15 protein-coding genes are annotated in these 14,440 nt (G+C 72.7%); 6 read left to right on the forward strand and 9 right to left on the reverse strand.

What is annotated here, in order from left to right; genetic code table 11:
* On the reverse strand, nt 1-375 hold a 375-nt coding region (locus VGD85_RS06730; RefSeq protein WP_331062676.1), incomplete at its 3' end, for an ATP-binding protein.
* Nucleotides 376-547: 172 nt separating this feature from the next.
* Nucleotides 548-802, reverse strand: a complete 255-nt coding sequence (locus VGD85_RS06735) for a hypothetical protein (RefSeq protein WP_331062677.1) — start codon at nt 800-802, stop codon at nt 548-550.
* Nucleotides 803-874: 72 nt separating this feature from the next.
* On the opposite strand from VGD85_RS06735, the gene VGD85_RS06740 reads away from it, so the two are divergent.
* Genes VGD85_RS06740 through VGD85_RS06750 form a run of 3 tightly spaced genes read left to right on the forward strand, consistent with a single transcriptional unit; the run spans nt 875 to nt 2,330 of the window.
* A complete protein-coding gene (locus tag VGD85_RS06740; protein ID WP_331062678.1) occupies nt 875-1,087 on the forward strand; it encodes a hypothetical protein in 213 nt (70 codons plus the stop codon).
* A gap of 30 nt (nt 1,088-1,117) precedes the next feature.
* Nucleotides 1,118-1,984, forward strand: coding sequence for an Fpg/Nei family DNA glycosylase (locus tag VGD85_RS06745; RefSeq protein WP_331062679.1), 867 nt, complete (start codon nt 1,118-1,120; stop codon nt 1,982-1,984).
* Between the two features lie 10 nt (nt 1,985-1,994).
* Nucleotides 1,995-2,330: a rhodanese-like domain-containing protein gene (locus VGD85_RS06750; protein ID WP_331062680.1), complete on the forward strand. Its 336-nt coding sequence runs from the start codon at nt 1,995-1,997 to the stop codon at nt 2,328-2,330.
* 16 nt (nt 2,331-2,346) lie between these two features.
* On the opposite strand, the gene VGD85_RS06755 is transcribed toward VGD85_RS06750, so the two are convergent.
* Together VGD85_RS06755 and aat are read right to left on the reverse strand one after the other, a co-directional pair.
* A complete protein-coding gene (locus tag VGD85_RS06755; RefSeq protein ID WP_331062681.1) occupies nt 2,347-2,901 on the reverse strand; it encodes a hypothetical protein in 555 nt (184 codons plus the stop codon).
* Nucleotides 2,902-2,959: 58 nt separating this feature from the next.
* Nucleotides 2,960-3,676: a leucyl/phenylalanyl-tRNA--protein transferase gene (gene aat / locus VGD85_RS06760; protein WP_414690769.1), complete on the reverse strand. Its 717-nt coding sequence runs from the start codon at nt 3,674-3,676 to the stop codon at nt 2,960-2,962.
* A gap of 38 nt (nt 3,677-3,714) precedes the next feature.
* Here aat and VGD85_RS06765 point away from each other — a divergent pair, with 38 nt between their 5' ends.
* Entirely contained in the window at nt 3,715-4,416 is a 702-nt protein-coding gene (locus VGD85_RS06765) for an EcsC family protein (RefSeq protein ID WP_331062682.1), read from the forward strand.
* A 3-nt stretch (nt 4,417-4,419) separates the two neighbouring features.
* Here the strand turns inward: VGD85_RS06765 and VGD85_RS06770 are convergent, their stop codons facing one another.
* The 4 genes from VGD85_RS06770 to VGD85_RS06785 all read right to left on the reverse strand — a co-directional run bounded on the left by VGD85_RS06770 (nt 4,420) and on the right by VGD85_RS06785 (nt 10,220).
* Nucleotides 4,420-5,541: a hypothetical protein gene (locus tag VGD85_RS06770; protein ID WP_331062683.1), complete on the reverse strand. Its 1,122-nt coding sequence runs from the start codon at nt 5,539-5,541 to the stop codon at nt 4,420-4,422.
* Between the two features lie 122 nt (nt 5,542-5,663).
* The gene (locus tag VGD85_RS06775) at nt 5,664-6,596 is read right to left on the reverse strand and encodes a hydroxymethylglutaryl-CoA lyase (RefSeq protein WP_331062684.1); all 933 of its coding nucleotides are present in this window, start codon (nt 6,594-6,596) and stop codon (nt 5,664-5,666) included.
* Entirely contained in the window at nt 6,596-8,503 is a 1,908-nt protein-coding gene (locus tag VGD85_RS06780; RefSeq protein ID WP_331062685.1) for an acetyl/propionyl/methylcrotonyl-CoA carboxylase subunit alpha, read from the reverse strand. Before VGD85_RS06780 ends, VGD85_RS06775 begins: the two co-directional genes overlap by 1 nt.
* Before the next feature lie 130 nt (nt 8,504-8,633).
* Entirely contained in the window at nt 8,634-10,220 is a 1,587-nt protein-coding gene (locus VGD85_RS06785) for a carboxyl transferase domain-containing protein (protein ID WP_414690770.1), read from the reverse strand.
* Nucleotides 10,221-10,333: 113 nt separating this feature from the next.
* On the opposite strand from VGD85_RS06785, the gene VGD85_RS06790 reads away from it, so the two are divergent.
* Both VGD85_RS06790 and metX read left to right on the forward strand, forming a co-directional pair.
* Nucleotides 10,334-11,620, forward strand: coding sequence for an O-acetylhomoserine aminocarboxypropyltransferase/cysteine synthase family protein (locus VGD85_RS06790; protein ID WP_331062686.1), 1,287 nt, complete (start codon nt 10,334-10,336; stop codon nt 11,618-11,620).
* Nucleotides 11,617-12,729 carry a homoserine O-acetyltransferase MetX gene (gene metX / locus VGD85_RS06795; RefSeq protein ID WP_331062687.1) on the forward strand — a complete coding sequence of 371 codons (1,113 nt, stop codon included), beginning with the start codon at nt 11,617-11,619 and terminating at the stop codon, nt 12,727-12,729. Before VGD85_RS06790 ends, metX begins: the two co-directional genes overlap by 4 nt.
* A 53-nt stretch (nt 12,730-12,782) precedes the next feature.
* Here metX and VGD85_RS06800 read toward each other — a convergent pair whose 3' ends face one another.
* Nucleotides 12,783-14,327: a vWA domain-containing protein gene (locus VGD85_RS06800; RefSeq protein WP_331062688.1), complete on the reverse strand. Its 1,545-nt coding sequence runs from the start codon at nt 14,325-14,327 to the stop codon at nt 12,783-12,785.
* Between the last annotated feature and the right edge of the window lie 113 nt (nt 14,328-14,440).

Consider the following 14,440-nt stretch of genomic DNA (forward strand, 5'->3'; position numbering starts at 1 on the left):
GGCGCCGGTGCGCAGCGCGAAGCTCTTGAGTACGCCGGCCACCGCGTCGACGCGGTCGGGGTCGCGGTGCCGGTGCGCGACCTCGCGGACCGCGGCGTGCACCGCCTGGGCGACCGGGAGCCGGACCCCCTGGTCGGGCCGCGCCTCGATCTTGCCGGTGCCCCAGGCCCGTCGTACGGCCTGGCCGCGCAGCGCGTTGAGCAGCACGGTCTTGCCGACCCCGCGCAGCCCGGAGAGCACCATGCTGCGCTCCGGCCGGTTGGCGGCCACCCGCTCGAGCGTGACCTCGAACTGCTCGAGCTCCCGGTCGCGCCCGGCGAGCTCCGGTGGCCGCTGGCCCGCCCCGGGGGCGTACGGGTTGCGGATCGGATCCATGCTCAGGACCGTATCGGGCCGTCTAGCCGATTCCGTAGACAACGCGCGACACGCCGGCGGGGTTCACCGGCCGGCCGGTGAAACCCGCACGACACGCCGGGGGGGTACGGCGTGTCGTGCGGGTTCTGGCTGACAAGTGGCCCTCCGGGGTCTGGCTGATCGCCCAGGTCGGTCAGGCGGACTCGGGCGTGCCGAGGCGGTCGCGGGCCTGCTCGTAGGAGCGGACCAGGCCGGCGCGGAGCATCTCGATCAGCTCGGGCACCTCGTCGATCGCCAGCCGGAAGGAGCCGGCGCAGACGTTCTCGCGCCACAGCGAGAGCACCACGAGCCCGGACTCCTGGTGCCAGGAGACCCGCAGCGCACGGTCGCCGCCGCGGGCGTCGAGGAAGATCGACCCCGTCTCGGGGAGCGGGCGTACGGCGGGCACGTCTCCATGATGCTCCTCGGCGCCGAACCGTGTCACCGGTTCGCGCAGTCGGCTTCGGGGCACCGGGGACCCATGAGCAGCCTCGAGATCGCCTGGGGCGTCGCGCTGATCGTCACCCTCGGCGCGCTGCCCGCCGGCATCGTGCGCACGGTCGCCTACCGCTCCGGCGAGATCGACCACACCCGGACCATGCGGATCGCGGCCACCGTCGCCCTCACGCTGGGCCTGGCCGGGCTGGTCGCGCTCGTCGCGCTCAGCGTCGCGCTCGGCCTCGCACGCGGGTGACCGTCGGCCCACCGCCCTACACTCGGTCGCGTGCCCGAGCTGCCCGAGGTGGAAGCCCTGGCCCTCGACCTGCGGGGCCGGTTGGACGGCCACGCCATCACCAAGGTCCACGTCGCGGCGTTCAGCGCGCTGAAGACGTTCGACCCGCCGCTGAGCGCGCTCGAGGGCACGCTGGTCGACGACGTGGGCCGGCACGGCAAGTTCCTCGACATCGAGGCCTCGGGCCTCCACCTCGTGCTGCACCTGGCCCGCGCCGGCTGGGTCCGCTGGCGCGACGAGGTCCCCGCCGTACCCCCCAAACCCAGCACCAAGTCGACGCTCGCGGTCCGGGTGGTGCTCGAGGACCAGTCCGGTCTGGACATCACCGAGGCCGGCACCCGCAAGAGCCTCGCGATGTACGTCGTCCGCGACCCGCTCGACGTCCCGGGCATCGCCAGCCTCGGGCCGGACCCACTGACCGACGAGTTCACGATCGAGGCGTTCCGGGAGATCCTCGAGCGCGAGGGCCGCAAGCAGCTCAAGGGCGTGCTGCGCCACCAGGGCACGATCGCCGGCATCGGCAACGCCTACTCCGACGAGATCCTGCACGCGGCGCGGATGTCGCCGTTCAAGCCGGCCGGTGGCCTCACCGACGACGAGCTGCAGATCCTGTACGACGCGCTGCGCACCACCCTCGGCGACGCGGTCGACCGGTCCCGCGGGCTCGCCGCGAGCGAGCTCAAGGGCGAGAAGAAGTCCCACCTCGCGGTGCACGGCCGCACCGGCCAGCCCTGCCCGGTGTGCGGCGACACGGTGCGCGAGGTGTCGTTCGCCGACTCGAGCCTGCAGTACTGCCCCACCTGCCAGACCGGCGGCAAGCCCCTGGCCGACCGCCGGCTCAGCAGGCTGCTGAAATAGCCTTGTCCGGGTGAACCAGATCCCGACCGTCTCCGTCGCCGGCGTCCCCGACCCCCTGCCCCAGGGCCTGGTGGTGCTCGACGTCCGCGACCCCGCCGAGTGGCAGCACGGCCACGTCGAGGGCGCCGTCCACATCCCGCTGTCGTTGCTGCCCCTGCGCCACACCGAGCTGCCCAGCGCCCAGATGCTCGTGGTGTGCCGCGTCGGCGGACGCTCCGCTCAGGCGGTCGCCTGGCTCCAGCGGCAGGGCCGCGACGCCGTCAACCTCAGCGGCGGACTGGTCGAGTGGGAGGCGGCCGGACGCGCGTTGGTGAGCGAGACCGGCCGGCCTCCCCAGGTCGTCTGACCCGGCAGCCCGGCCGCTACGGGCTGGCCGTCAGGTCGCTCATCTCGGAGGCGAGGTCGGACATCATCGACTCCAGGTCCGAGGGGTCCATGCTCGGCAGGTCCGACGGGTCGATGCTGGGCAGGTCGGACGGGTCGATGCTCGGCAGGCCCGGGAGGTCGATCGGGCAGTTCTCCTCGGTCCAGGCGCTGAACGCCTCTCCGTCGGCCTGGTCGGCGTCGCTGAAGTCCTCGCCGAGCTTCTCGAGGTCCGCGAGGGTGGCGTCCTCGTCGAGGTTCTGGGCCTGCTCGACGAACAGCTCGAAGCCCCGACGGGCGTCCTCGGGCATGTCGCTCGGCGTACCGATGTCCTCCATGTCGCCGGCCCAGTCCTTGAGCGCCGTGATCATCGCCGAGGAGTCACCGGTGGTGGCCTGGGCGAGGACCTTCTCGAAGAGTCCGTTGAAGCCCTCGCAGAAGTCGTCCTTCGACGCGTCGTCCGGCGCCGCGCTGCCCGAGCCCCCGTCGCTGCCGCCGCACGCGGTGAGCGAGGCGGCCAGGGCCAGACCCGCCAGGATCCGTAGTGCTCTCATGGGTCCGTCTCCCGTCTCGGTTGGTGCGCCGGCGCTTCCCCGTCCGCCGGCGTCGTCCTCATGCTCCACCCCCGACCGGTGGTTCGGACAGGGCGAGCGCCTGTGGGATCGGCAACGCGAGCGCGCGGCGCAGCGCGCCGAGGTACGCCGCGCGCGGGATCTCGACCGCGCCGAGCGAGGCCAGGTGGGGCGTCAGCCACTGGACGTCGAGCAGCCGGTCGGCGGCCCACTCGTCGCCGAGCACCTCGACCAGCCCGACGAGGGCCACCTTCGACGCGTCCCGCTCACGGTGGAACATCGACTCGCCGGCGAACAGCCCGCCGATCGCCACGCCGTACAGCCCCCCGGTGAGCCGGCCCTCGTGCCACACCTCCACCGAGTGCGCCCAGCCGAGCTCGTGCAACCGCAGGTAGGCCGCGCGGATGTCGTCGTCGATCCAGCCACCGGGCCGTCGCGGGTCGGCGCAGCCGGCGAGCACCTCCTCGAAGGCGGTGTCGATGCGGATCTCGGCGCGTCGGCGCGCCTGGCGCAGCGACCGGGACACCCGCAGCCCGTCGAGCGGCAGCACACCGCGACGCAGCGGGCAGAACCACGCCATCGGGTCGCGCGGTCCCCCCGCGGGCATCGGGAACAGGCCGTGGCGGTACGCCGCCAGCAGCGTGCCGGGCTCGAGGTCGGCCCCGATCGCGACCAGGTCGTCCTCGGGGAGCGGCTCGCTGCGCGGGTCCGCGAACGCCCAGCGCGACGGCGGCGGCTCCTCGGGCGGCACGGGCACGGGTCGACCGTAGCCGTCCGGTCCGTACCATCGGGCCCATGAGCGCCAACCGGAGCGGCGGGATCACCGGTCGCCTGGTGCACAAGCACCTCGCCCCACGGGTGCCGCACCTGGCTCCCGACGTGACGGCGTCGTTCGTCCGCGAGGCGCTCCAGCGCGCGATCCACGGCGTCGGGCCGCTGCCGCCCGCCGCGGAGGCCGCCGACAAGCAGCTGCGCGAGCAGCACGGCGACCACGACCGCGCGGTGCGCGAGGTCATCGAGAACCACGTCCGGTACGCCGGCGCCCAGGGGCTGCTGACCGGCGTCGGCGGCGTGGTCACCGCGGCGTTCGCGATCCCCGCGAACCTCACCGGCCTGGCACTGGTCCAGGCCCGGATGGTCGCCGGGATCGCCCACCTGCGCGGCTACGACCTCGACGACGCGCGGGTCCGCAACGCCGTGCTGGCCTGCATGCTCGGCCGCGACACCGTCGACCGGCTGATCAAGGAGCGCAAGCTGCCGGCCCCACCGATGGCGATCGCGACAGCGCCGGTGCACGATCCGCAGCTCGACCGGGTGCTGTCCGCGGAGGTGACCTCCGACCTGGTGACCCGGGTGGCCGGCAAGCGGCTGGCGATCACCGTCGCCCGGCGTACCCCCGTCGTCGGCGGGGCGTTCGGGATGGGCGCGGACGGTCTCGCGACCTGGCGCATCGGCCGGTACGCCGACCGCGAGCTGCGCCGGCGGCCGCGGGCCTGAGCCTCAGTCGCCGCGCAGCCGCTGCGCCTGGGCGCGGACCCGGTGGGTGAGCTGCCGCTCCGGGTCGGGTCGGCGAGCCGCCTCGCGGGTCATCGCGGCGAGGGCGTCGAGCGCGGTCGCGAGCTGCCGCTTCGCACGGACCCGGTCGGGGTCGTGCCACTCCTGGTCGGCGGGCGGGCGCACCGGGCGCAGCTCGGCCACGTCGCCGAGGACGTGCACGCCGCTGCCCTCGATCCACTCGATCCAGCGCTCGGCGCGCTCCTCGGCCCAGTCGTAGCGGTCGGGGGGCAGCCGCACGGCGGCGGAGGCGCGCTTGACCAGCTCCCCCTGGGCGAGGAGGTCACGGATCAACGCGTCGTAGGTCGACTCCCGCCGCGCCGAGCGCTCCATGCGCCGGTTGAGCTGCCGGATCACCTGGGTCTCGGCCATCCCGAGAGAGCGGTTCGAGCGGTCGCTGTCGAGCGGGGCCCAGGCGGGGTCGATGCCGAGGACCTCGCACATCCGCAGCCAGAGCCGGTCGTCGTGCTGGGTCTGGGTCGGACCCGGCACCCGCGGCTGGGTCTGGGAGTGCGGCACGGTCACGACGTGCACGTGCTCGGGGGGCAGGCCCGCCGCCCAGGTGCCGAGCACCCGCGGCAGGTCGAAGGCCCGGTAGAACCAGGTGCGGCCCTTCTCCGAGCGGTCCAGGAAGCGCCGGTAGGTCCAGCGCCGGCCCTGCTTGATGCTCTCCTGCCAGGCCGCCGGCAGCTGCCGCGCGAGGTCGCGGGCCGTGTAGACGATGTGGATCTCGCTGCCGGCGAGGTCGCGCATCGCGCGCGCGACCTGGCCGGGAGCCGCCGGCGCCAGGATCTCGTGGCTGACGATCACGGTCCCCGAGCGCCGCTTGACCCTGCGGACCAGCGCCTCCCAGCTGCCCTCGGCGTGCCCGGGCGGGCCGCCCCAGTCCTGGCCGAGCAGGTCGAGCGCCGCGCGGAAGTGGAACAGGCCGGGGCTGACCAGCGGCGAGCCGGTCGGCAGGTGCACCCCGTGGTCGGCCAGCGTCTTGGCGTTCAGCGCCAGCCGGTCCTGCAGGTAGGTCGTCCCCGTCTTCGGCGCACCGATGTGCAGGTAGACCTTCCGGCTCATGGCGCCGATTGTGCCGCAGCCCCCGCGCACCGCTGTAACGCGGGGTTAGCGGATCTGGTGACCCTGTTGTAAGGGGGTTCCTAGATCCAACAACCCCGCGTTACAAGCGAGGGGACGAGGGGTCAGCGGGCGGACGGGGCCAGCGCCCGGACGACGGCGGAGGGGCTGGGGCGGCCCAGGTGGCCGGCCATCCACACGCTGGTGGCGGCGACCTCCTCGAGGTCGACGCCGGTCTCGATGCCGAGCCCGTTCAGCATCCACACGAGGTCCTCGGTGGCGAGGTTGCCGGTCGCGCTCTTGGCGTACGGGCACCCGCCCAGGCCGCCGGCGCTGGCGTCGTACGTCGTGATGCCGGCGTGCAGCGCCGCGTAGGTGTTCGCGAGCGCCTGGCCGTAGGTGTCGTGGAAGTGCATCGCGAGCCGGTCGGCGCCCAGCCCGGCCTCGTCGAAGGCGCGGACCAGCGCGGTCACGTGGCCGGCGGTGCCGACGCCGATGGTGTCGCCGATGCTCAGCTGGCTGGCGCCGAGGTCGAAGAGCCGCTTGCCGACGCCGACGACCTGCTCGATCGGCACCGCGCCCTCCCACGGGTCGCCGAAGCACATGCTGACGTAGGCGCGCACGTCGAGGCCGGCGTCGCGAGCGCGGCGCACGGTGGGCTCGAACATCGCGAACTGCTCGTCGAGGCTCCGGTTGAGGTTCTTCTGGGCGAAGGTCTCGGTGGCCGAGCCGAAGATCGCGATGTGGCGTACGCCCAGCTCCAGGGCCCGGTCGAGCCCGCGCTCGTTGGGCACCAGCACCGGGCAGTCGCGACCGGCCGGTCCGAGCAGGCCGATCAGCTCCGCGGCGTCCGCGAGCTGGGGCACCCACGTGGGGTGGACGAAGCTGGTGGCCTCGACGATCGGCAGGCCGGCGTCGACGAGGCGTCGCACGAACTCGGCCTTGACCTCGGTCGGCACCAGCGCCTTCTCGTTCTGCAGGCCGTCGCGGGGCCCGACCTCGTAGATCGTGACCCGGTCGGGCAGCCCCGGGGCGGGGATCACCGTGGGCGTGCGCATCAGTCCTCCATCTCCACCGGGGCCTCCGCCGTCTCCACCAGGAACAGCCGGTCGCCCAGCGCCACCTGGGCACCGGTCGTGGCGTGCACCTGCCGCACGACACCGTCGAACGGCGCCTTGAGGCTCAGCTCCATCTTCATCGCCTCCAGCACGCCGAGCACCTCGCCCGCAGCCACCGGAGCGCCGGGCTCGACCCGGACGTCGAGGACGGTGCCCGGCATCGGCGCGGTGATCGCGCCGTCGCCGACGTCGACCGCCTGATCGCCGAACACGTCGGGGCGGTCGAAGACGAAGCGCTGACCGCGCAGCGCGACCTCCGCGGTGTGCGGCTGGACGTTGACGACGGCCGAGTGCAGCCGGCCGTCGATCTCGAGGGTCAGCACGTGGTTCTCCGCCGACACCTGCCGGACCGGCAGGTCGTCGACGCGCCCGGCGTGCCGGTCGACGACGACCGGCCGGTCGAGCTCGACGATCGTGGGCGCCGGGTCGGCGCCGGAGCGCCAGCCGTCGGCCTGGAACGGCTGCCCGGCATCGGTGCCGGCCGCGAGCATCGCGCTGACCCACGCCACGAACACCCGCGGCAGCTCGTCATCGGGCGCAGGGACGGTGTGCCGGTCGAGCCAGGCGGTGTCGATCGTCGCGTCGCGGAACTCCTCGCTCGCGACGAGCGCGCGCAGGAAGCCCGTGTTGGTCGTCAGGCCGAGGATCGCGGTCCGGTCGAGGGCGTCGACGAGCGCCCGGCGCGCGGTCTCCCGGTCGGGGCCGTGGACGATGACCTTGCCGAGCATCGGGTCGTACGACGTGCTGACGACCTGCTCCGGCTCGAGCGCGTGGTCCACGCGCTGGTCCGGCGGCCACCGCACGATCGACGTCCGGCCCGCCTGGGGCAGGAACCCGCCGAAGGAGTCCTCGGCGTACACCCGCGCCTCGATCGCGTGCCCCGAGGCGCCTACGTCGGCCTGGGTGATCGGCAGCGGCTCGCCGTCGGCGATGCGGAGCTGCAGCTCGACCAGGTCGAGACCAGTGATGGCCTCGGTGACGGGATGCTCGACCTGCAGCCGCGTGTTCATCTCCAGGAAGTAGGCCTCGCCGGTGCTGTCGTCGAGGAGGAACTCCACGGTCCCGGCGTTGCGGTAGCCCACGTGCGCGGCGAGCGCGACCGCACTGGAGGTGACGAGCTCGCGCACCTCGGGCGTGATCGTGGGGGCCGGCGCCTCCTCGAGGACCTTCTGGTGGCGGCGCTGGGTCGAGCAGTCGCGCTCGAAGAGGTGCACGACGTTGCCGTGGGCGTCGGCCATCACCTGGACCTCGATGTGGCGGCCGCGCTCGACGTACTTCTCGATGAGCAGCGTGTCGTCGCCGAACGCGCTGAGCGCCTCACGCGCCGCCGCGGCCTTCGCCTCCTCGAGCTCGGCCTCCTCACGGACGATGCGCATGCCCTTGCCGCCACCGCCCGCGGCGGCCTTCACCAGCACCGGATAGTCGGTGGTTGAGGAAGGCGCGCTAGCGCCTGTCTCGAAACCACCCCACGACGGGACGACCGGCACCCCGGCGGCGACCGCGATCTCGCGCGCCGCGTCCTTGCGGCCCATCGCGTCCATGACGTCGGCCGATGGCCCGACGAGCGTGATGCCCGCGGCCTCCAGCGCCCGGGCGAACGCGGCCCGCTCGGAGAGGAAGCCGTAGCCGGGGTGCACCGCGTCGGCACCGGCCCGCTTCGCCACGGCGACGACCTCGTCGACGTCGAGGTAGCTCGCGACCCGGAACGCGTCGTCGGCGGCCCGGACGTGGGGTGCGGTCCGATCGAGGTCGGAGTAGATCGCGACCGTGCGGATGCCGAGGCGGGCGGCGGTGCGTATGACCCGCAGCGCGATCTCGCCCCGGTTGGCAACTAGCAGAGTCTTCATGCGTGGTCCTCGATCCGCCTGACTATTGGATTTCGACGCGCCCGTTGCGGCCTCGTCCCTCGGCCGCAGGGCTTGCTCAATCTGGCCGCGCCCACGCGCCGCGCTCGTCCCTCGCGCGTCACTGCGCGTCTCACATCCTCCAGACGCCGTAGGAGGGCGCGGGCACCGGCGCGTTCGCCGCGGCCGCGAGGCCCATGCCGAGCACGCGGCGGGTGTCGGCGGGGTCGATGATCCCGTCGTCCCAGAGCCGCGCGGTGGAGTAGTACGGGGAGCCCTGGGTCTCGTACTGCTCGCGGATCGGCGCCTTGAACGCCTCCTCCTCCGCCGGGTCGTCGAAGCCCCGCACGGTCGCGAGCACCGACGCCGCCTGCTCGCCGCCCATCACCGAGATCCGGGCGTTGGGCCACATCCACAGGAACCGCGGGTCGTAGGCGCGCCCGCACATGCCGTAGTTGCCGGCGCCGAACGAGCCGCCGATGACGACGGTGAACTTCGGGACCACCGAGCACGCGACGGCGGTGACGAGCTTGGCGCCGTCCTTGGCGATGCCGCCGTTCTCGTACTCCCGGCCGACCATGAAGCCGGTGATGTTCTGCAGGAACACCAGCGGGATGCCGCGCTGGTTGCACAGCTCGATGAAGTGCGCGCCCTTGAGGGCCGACTCGCTGAACAGGATGCCGTTGTTGGCGACGATGCCGACCGGGTGGCCCCAGATGTGCGCGAAGCCGGTCACCAGCGTCTCGCCGTAGAGCTTCTTGAACTCGTGGAACCGGCTGCCGTCGACCACGCGGCGGATCACCTCGCGCACGTCGTACGGCGTGCGGGTATCGGCGGGCACGACGTCATAGAGGGTCGAGGGGTCCTCGTGCGGCTCCTCGACCGGCCGCACCTCCCAGCCAGCCACGGTGGTTGAGGAAGGACGGAGTCCTGTCTCGAAACCACCGTGCCTCGGCAGCGTGTCGACGATCGACCGCACGATCGCCAGCGCGTGGGCGTCGTCCTCGGCGAGGTGGTCCACGACGCCCGACGTGCGGGCGTGCACGTCGCCGCCGCCGAGCTCCTCGGCGGTCACGACCTCGCCGGTCGCGGCCTTCACCAGCGGCGGGCCGCCGAGGAAGATCGTGCCCTGGTTGCGCACGATCACGGTCTCGTCGGACATCGCCGGCACGTAGGCGCCGCCCGCGGTGCAGGAGCCCATCACCGACGCGATCTGGGGGACGCCGCGCGCGGACAGGTTGGCCTGGTTGAAGAAGATCCGCCCGAAGTGCTCGCGGTCGGGGAACACCTCGTCCTGCATCGGGAGGAACGCGCCGCCGGAGTCGACGAGGTAGACGCACGGCAAGTGGTTGTCGCCCGCGATCGTCTGCGCGCGCAGGTGCTTCTTCACGGTCATCGGGTAGTAGGTGCCGCCCTTGACCGTGGCGTCGTTGGCGACGACCACGACCTCGCGGCCGCTCACCCGGCCGATGCCGGTCACGACACCGGCCGACGGCACGCCACCGCCGTACATCCCGTCGGCGGCGAGTGGGCTCAGCTCGAGGAACGGGCTGCCGGGGTCGAGCAGCCGGTCGACCCGGTCGCGCACCAGCAGCTTGCCGCGGTCGGTGTGCTTGGCGCGGGCGCTCTCGCTGCCGCCGAGGCGCGCCGCCGCGAGCCGCTCGCGCAGCTCGTCGACCAGCTCCTTCATGTGGCTCACCCGGCCAAGGTTAGCGATCATTAACCAACGGGTCCACTGTCCAGATTTCGAGACGGTCTCTCACCATGCGGACGCTCAAAGTCGACGGGACCACTGCTCTTTACGCTGCCAGGACCGCCACCCGAGGAGACACCATGAGCTACCGCCCCGAGACCCTGGCCGTGCACGCCGGCCAGGAAGAGGCCGACCCCGCGACCAACGCGCGGGCGGTGCCGATCTACCAGACCACGTCGTACGTCTTCAACGACACCGAGCACGCCGCGAACCTGTTCGCGCTCGCCGAGCCGGGCAACATCTACACCCGCATCATGAACCCGACCCAGTCGGTCTTCGAGGAGCGGATCACGCAGCTCGAGGGCGGCGTCGGCGCGCTCGCCACCGCGAGCGGCTCGGCCGCGACGACGTACGCCGTGCTCAACCTGACCTACGCCGGCGACAACATCGTCGCGCTCTCGACCCTCTACGGCGGCACCTACGCGCTGTTCGCCCACACGCTGCCGCAGTTCGGCATCGAGGTCCGCTTCGTCGACCCCGAGAAGCCCGAGGAGCTGGCCCAGCACGTCGACGAGAAGACCCGGCTGGTCTTCGGCGAGACCGTCGGCAACCCCAAGATCAACGTCGTCGACATCCCCGCCTGGGCCGAGGCCGCCCACGCGCAGGGCCTGCCGCTGATCATCGACAACACCGCCCCGACGCCCTACCTCGTCCGCGCGCTCGACCAGGGCGCCGACGTCGTCGTGCACGCCGCGACCAAGTACATCGGCGGCCACGGCACCTCGATCGGCGGCGTGATCGTCGACTCCGGCCGCTTCGACTGGGCCGCCCACTCCGAGCGCTTCCCCGGCCTGACCAAGCCCGACCCGGCCTACCACGGCGCGGTGTGGACCGAGGCGGCCGGCCCGGCGGCGTACATCATCCGGGCCCGCACGGTGCTGCTGCGCAACACCGGCGCGGCCGTCGCCCCGCTGAACTCCTGGCTGTTCCTCCAGGGCCTGGAGACCCTGCACCTGCGCATGGAGCGGCACAGCTCGAACGCGCTCGCGGTCGCCGAGTTCCTCGCGGGCCACGACGCCGTGTCGTGGGTGAGCTACCCCGGCCTGCCGGACAGCCCCTACAAGGAGGTCGCGGACCGCACGTTCACCGGCAAGGGGTACGGCGGCCTCGTCAGCTTCGGCGTGAAGTCCGGGCGCGACGGCGGCAAGCGCTTCATCGAGTCGCTGCAGCTGTTCAGCCACCTCGCCAACATCGGCGACGCGAAGTCGCTGGCGATCCACAACGCCACCACCACGCACAGCCAGCTCACCCCCGAGGAGCTCGAGGCGGCCGGCGTGCCCGAGGACATGGTGCGTCTCTCCATCGGCATCGAGAACGTCGAGGACATCGTCGCCGACCTGGAGCAGGCGCTCGCCGCCAGCAAGTGAGCGGCACCCTCGGCTACGTCGAGACGCAGCGGGTCGTCCTCGCCGACGAGGACGACCCGCTGCTCCTGCGCGGCGGCGGGCGCCTCGACCACGTGGAGGTCGCCTACGAGACCTACGGCGAGCTCGCCCCGGCGCGCGACAACGCGGTGTTCGTCTGCCATGCCCTGACCGGCACGGCCAACGCCGCCGGGCTGCACCTGGGCACCAAGAAGCGCGGTTGGTGGGACAACATGATCGGCCCGGGCCGGCCGGTCGACACCGACCGGTTCTTCGTGATCTCGCCCAACATCCTCGGTGGCTGCTCCGGCACGACGGGGCCGCTGTCGACCGATCCGGCGACCGGCCGGATCTACGGCCTGGACTTCCCGCTGCTGCACATGACCGACCTCGTCGCCGTGCACCGCCGGCTGCTGCGCCACCTCGGCGTCGAGCGCCTGTACGCCGGCATCGGCGGGTCGCTCGGCGGCATGCAGGTCCTGCAGTGGGCGATCGACGACCCCGCCGCGATCGAGCGGGCCGTGCTGGTGGCCGCGTCGTCGCGGCTGACCGCAGAGAACATCGCGTTCTCCGCCGTGGCGCGGGAGGCGATCATGAACGATCCGGACTTCGTCGGCGGCCGGTACGCCGAGCACGGCGTCTTCCCGTGGCGCGGCCAGAAAGTCGCCCGGATGATGGCGCACATCACCTACGTGTCCGCGCAGTCCCTGGAGTCGAAGTTCGGGCGAGCACGCAGCTCGACCGGCGACGCCTGGACGATGGAGTCCGACTACGAGGTCGAGCACTACCTGCAGCACCAGGGGCTGACGTTCCTCGACCGCTTCGACGCCCTGTCCTACCTCTACCTGACCCGGCTGCTGGACTACTTCGACCCGTTCGGCGACTCGGGCACCGACGACGCGCTGCGGGCGGCGACCACGCGCTTCCAGGTCACCTCTTTCGACAGCGACTGGCGCTTCGCCACCCCGCAGTCACAGCGCCTGGTCGCGGAGCTCGAGCGCGTCGGCGTACCCGTCGACTTCGCCGAGCTCTCCTCGCCGTACGGCCACGACTCGTTCCTCCTCGAGCCGCCCGGCTACCACGACCGGGTCCGCGCCTTCCTCGACACCTGACGCGGCGAGCCGGCGCAGCCTGACAGGCTGCGCCGGCTCGGGGTGGTGAGGGGCTACTTCGGCGGGGCCGGGACCAGGCAGGCCGTCGGGGCGGACTGGTTGCCGCTGAAGTCCGTCGCGTAGACCTCGGCGTCACCGGTGCCGGTGATGTGCAGGATGCCGCCGGGCATCGGCTTCACCGACGGCTTGGCGCCGTTCTCGGTGTACTTGATCAGCTGGCCGTCGGCGTAGGGGCCGAAGACCGTGCCGCTGCCGGTGTCGCGGACGTAGATCTGCGGCGCCGCGTCGACCGCGTCCGAGGAGGTGAGCTCGAAGAACCCGTCCGGGTTGTGCGAGCCGGGCACGTGGCCGCCCGGGTTGGGTCCCTCGGGGCACTCGGCGGTCGGCGCGGTGGTGTCGACCACCGTGATCGTGCCGGTCCCGGTGCCGGTGTTGCCGGCCGCGTCGGTCGCCGAGCAGGTGACGGTGGTCGCGCCGAGGCCGAACAGGCTCCCGGAGGCCGGCGAGCACGTGGGCGCCAGCGGGCCGTCGACGTTGTCCACCGCGGAGGCGTCGTACGTCGTGGAGGCGCCGTCGGGACCGGTGGCCTCGACGGTCTTGCTCTCGACGGTGACGACCGGCGGCGTGACGTCGTTGACGGCGATCTCGACGGTCTGGACGAACTCCGGTCCCGGGAGCTCGCCGTTGACCAGGAACCGCGTCGTGCAGCTCAGGGTGCTGCCCTGGGGCGCGTCGCCGGCGAGGGTGGCGGTCTCCTCGAACGTCGTGGTCCCACCCGAGGTGACCGTCCGGCTCGTGTGGTCGAAGGAGAGCGTCAGGCCCGGGTCGCACGTGGTGTCGTGGGTGACGACCGCGGGGAGGTTCTGCAGCTCGCTGAGGATCGTGCTGGCCACCTCGGACGGGTCGGCGGCGGACAGCGTGCCCCCGGTCTGGCCGGTGACGTACGTCGCCTGGCCGTCGATGTCGAGGTCGCCGACGTCGATCGCGATCACGCGGATGCCCGCGGCCTGGAGGCCGGCGGTGGCGGATCCCAGCGTGAAGCCGAGCGACGGGTCGTGGCTCGGGGCGTCGCCGAACATGACCAGCACCCGGGTGCCGTCCGGCCGGAAGTCGATCGTCGAGGGCACCCGGCCGAGCGCGCCGATCCAGGCCTCCGGGGCGTCCCCGCCTCCCGCGGCGGACCAGGCGTTGATCCCGGTCACGACGTCGGCGGCGTTGCCGGTCAGCTGCTGGTCCACGCGGTAGACGTCGGCCCCGTCGCTCTCGTCCTTGTACTCGGCCACGGCGAACTGCGCGGTCGGCTGGGCGCTCTGGATCTGGCTGAGGATGGCGCTGGCGTTCGTGCGGACGTTCGCGATGCTCCCGTCCATGCTCCCGGTGGTGTCGGCCATCAACACGATGTCGGGCCGGGGCGGGATCGGCGGCGTCTCGACCGTCTTGGTGATCGTGACCGACGCCCCAGGGTCGAGGCTGTCGGCGTAGTGACCGGGGGTGACGCCCGGACCGGCAAGGGCGGCGGCCGAGGTCGCCACGGCGAGGGCGGTGGCGCCCGCCACCGGCAACAGCCGGCGCGGGATCGCCCGAGATGTGGTGCGCATGATGAGTCCTCCGAGGTAAGGCGGCTTGTGCCGCCTCATCGACGCTAGGAACGCACCCCGGCCCCCGGACATGACTCTCCCGGGCCACCCCGCGCCCCCCGTGAGGGGGATTA

Origin of the sequence: Nocardioides sp., assembly GCF_036401255.1 — a bacterium.
GTDB lineage: Bacteria > Actinomycetota > Actinomycetes > Propionibacteriales > Nocardioidaceae > Nocardioides.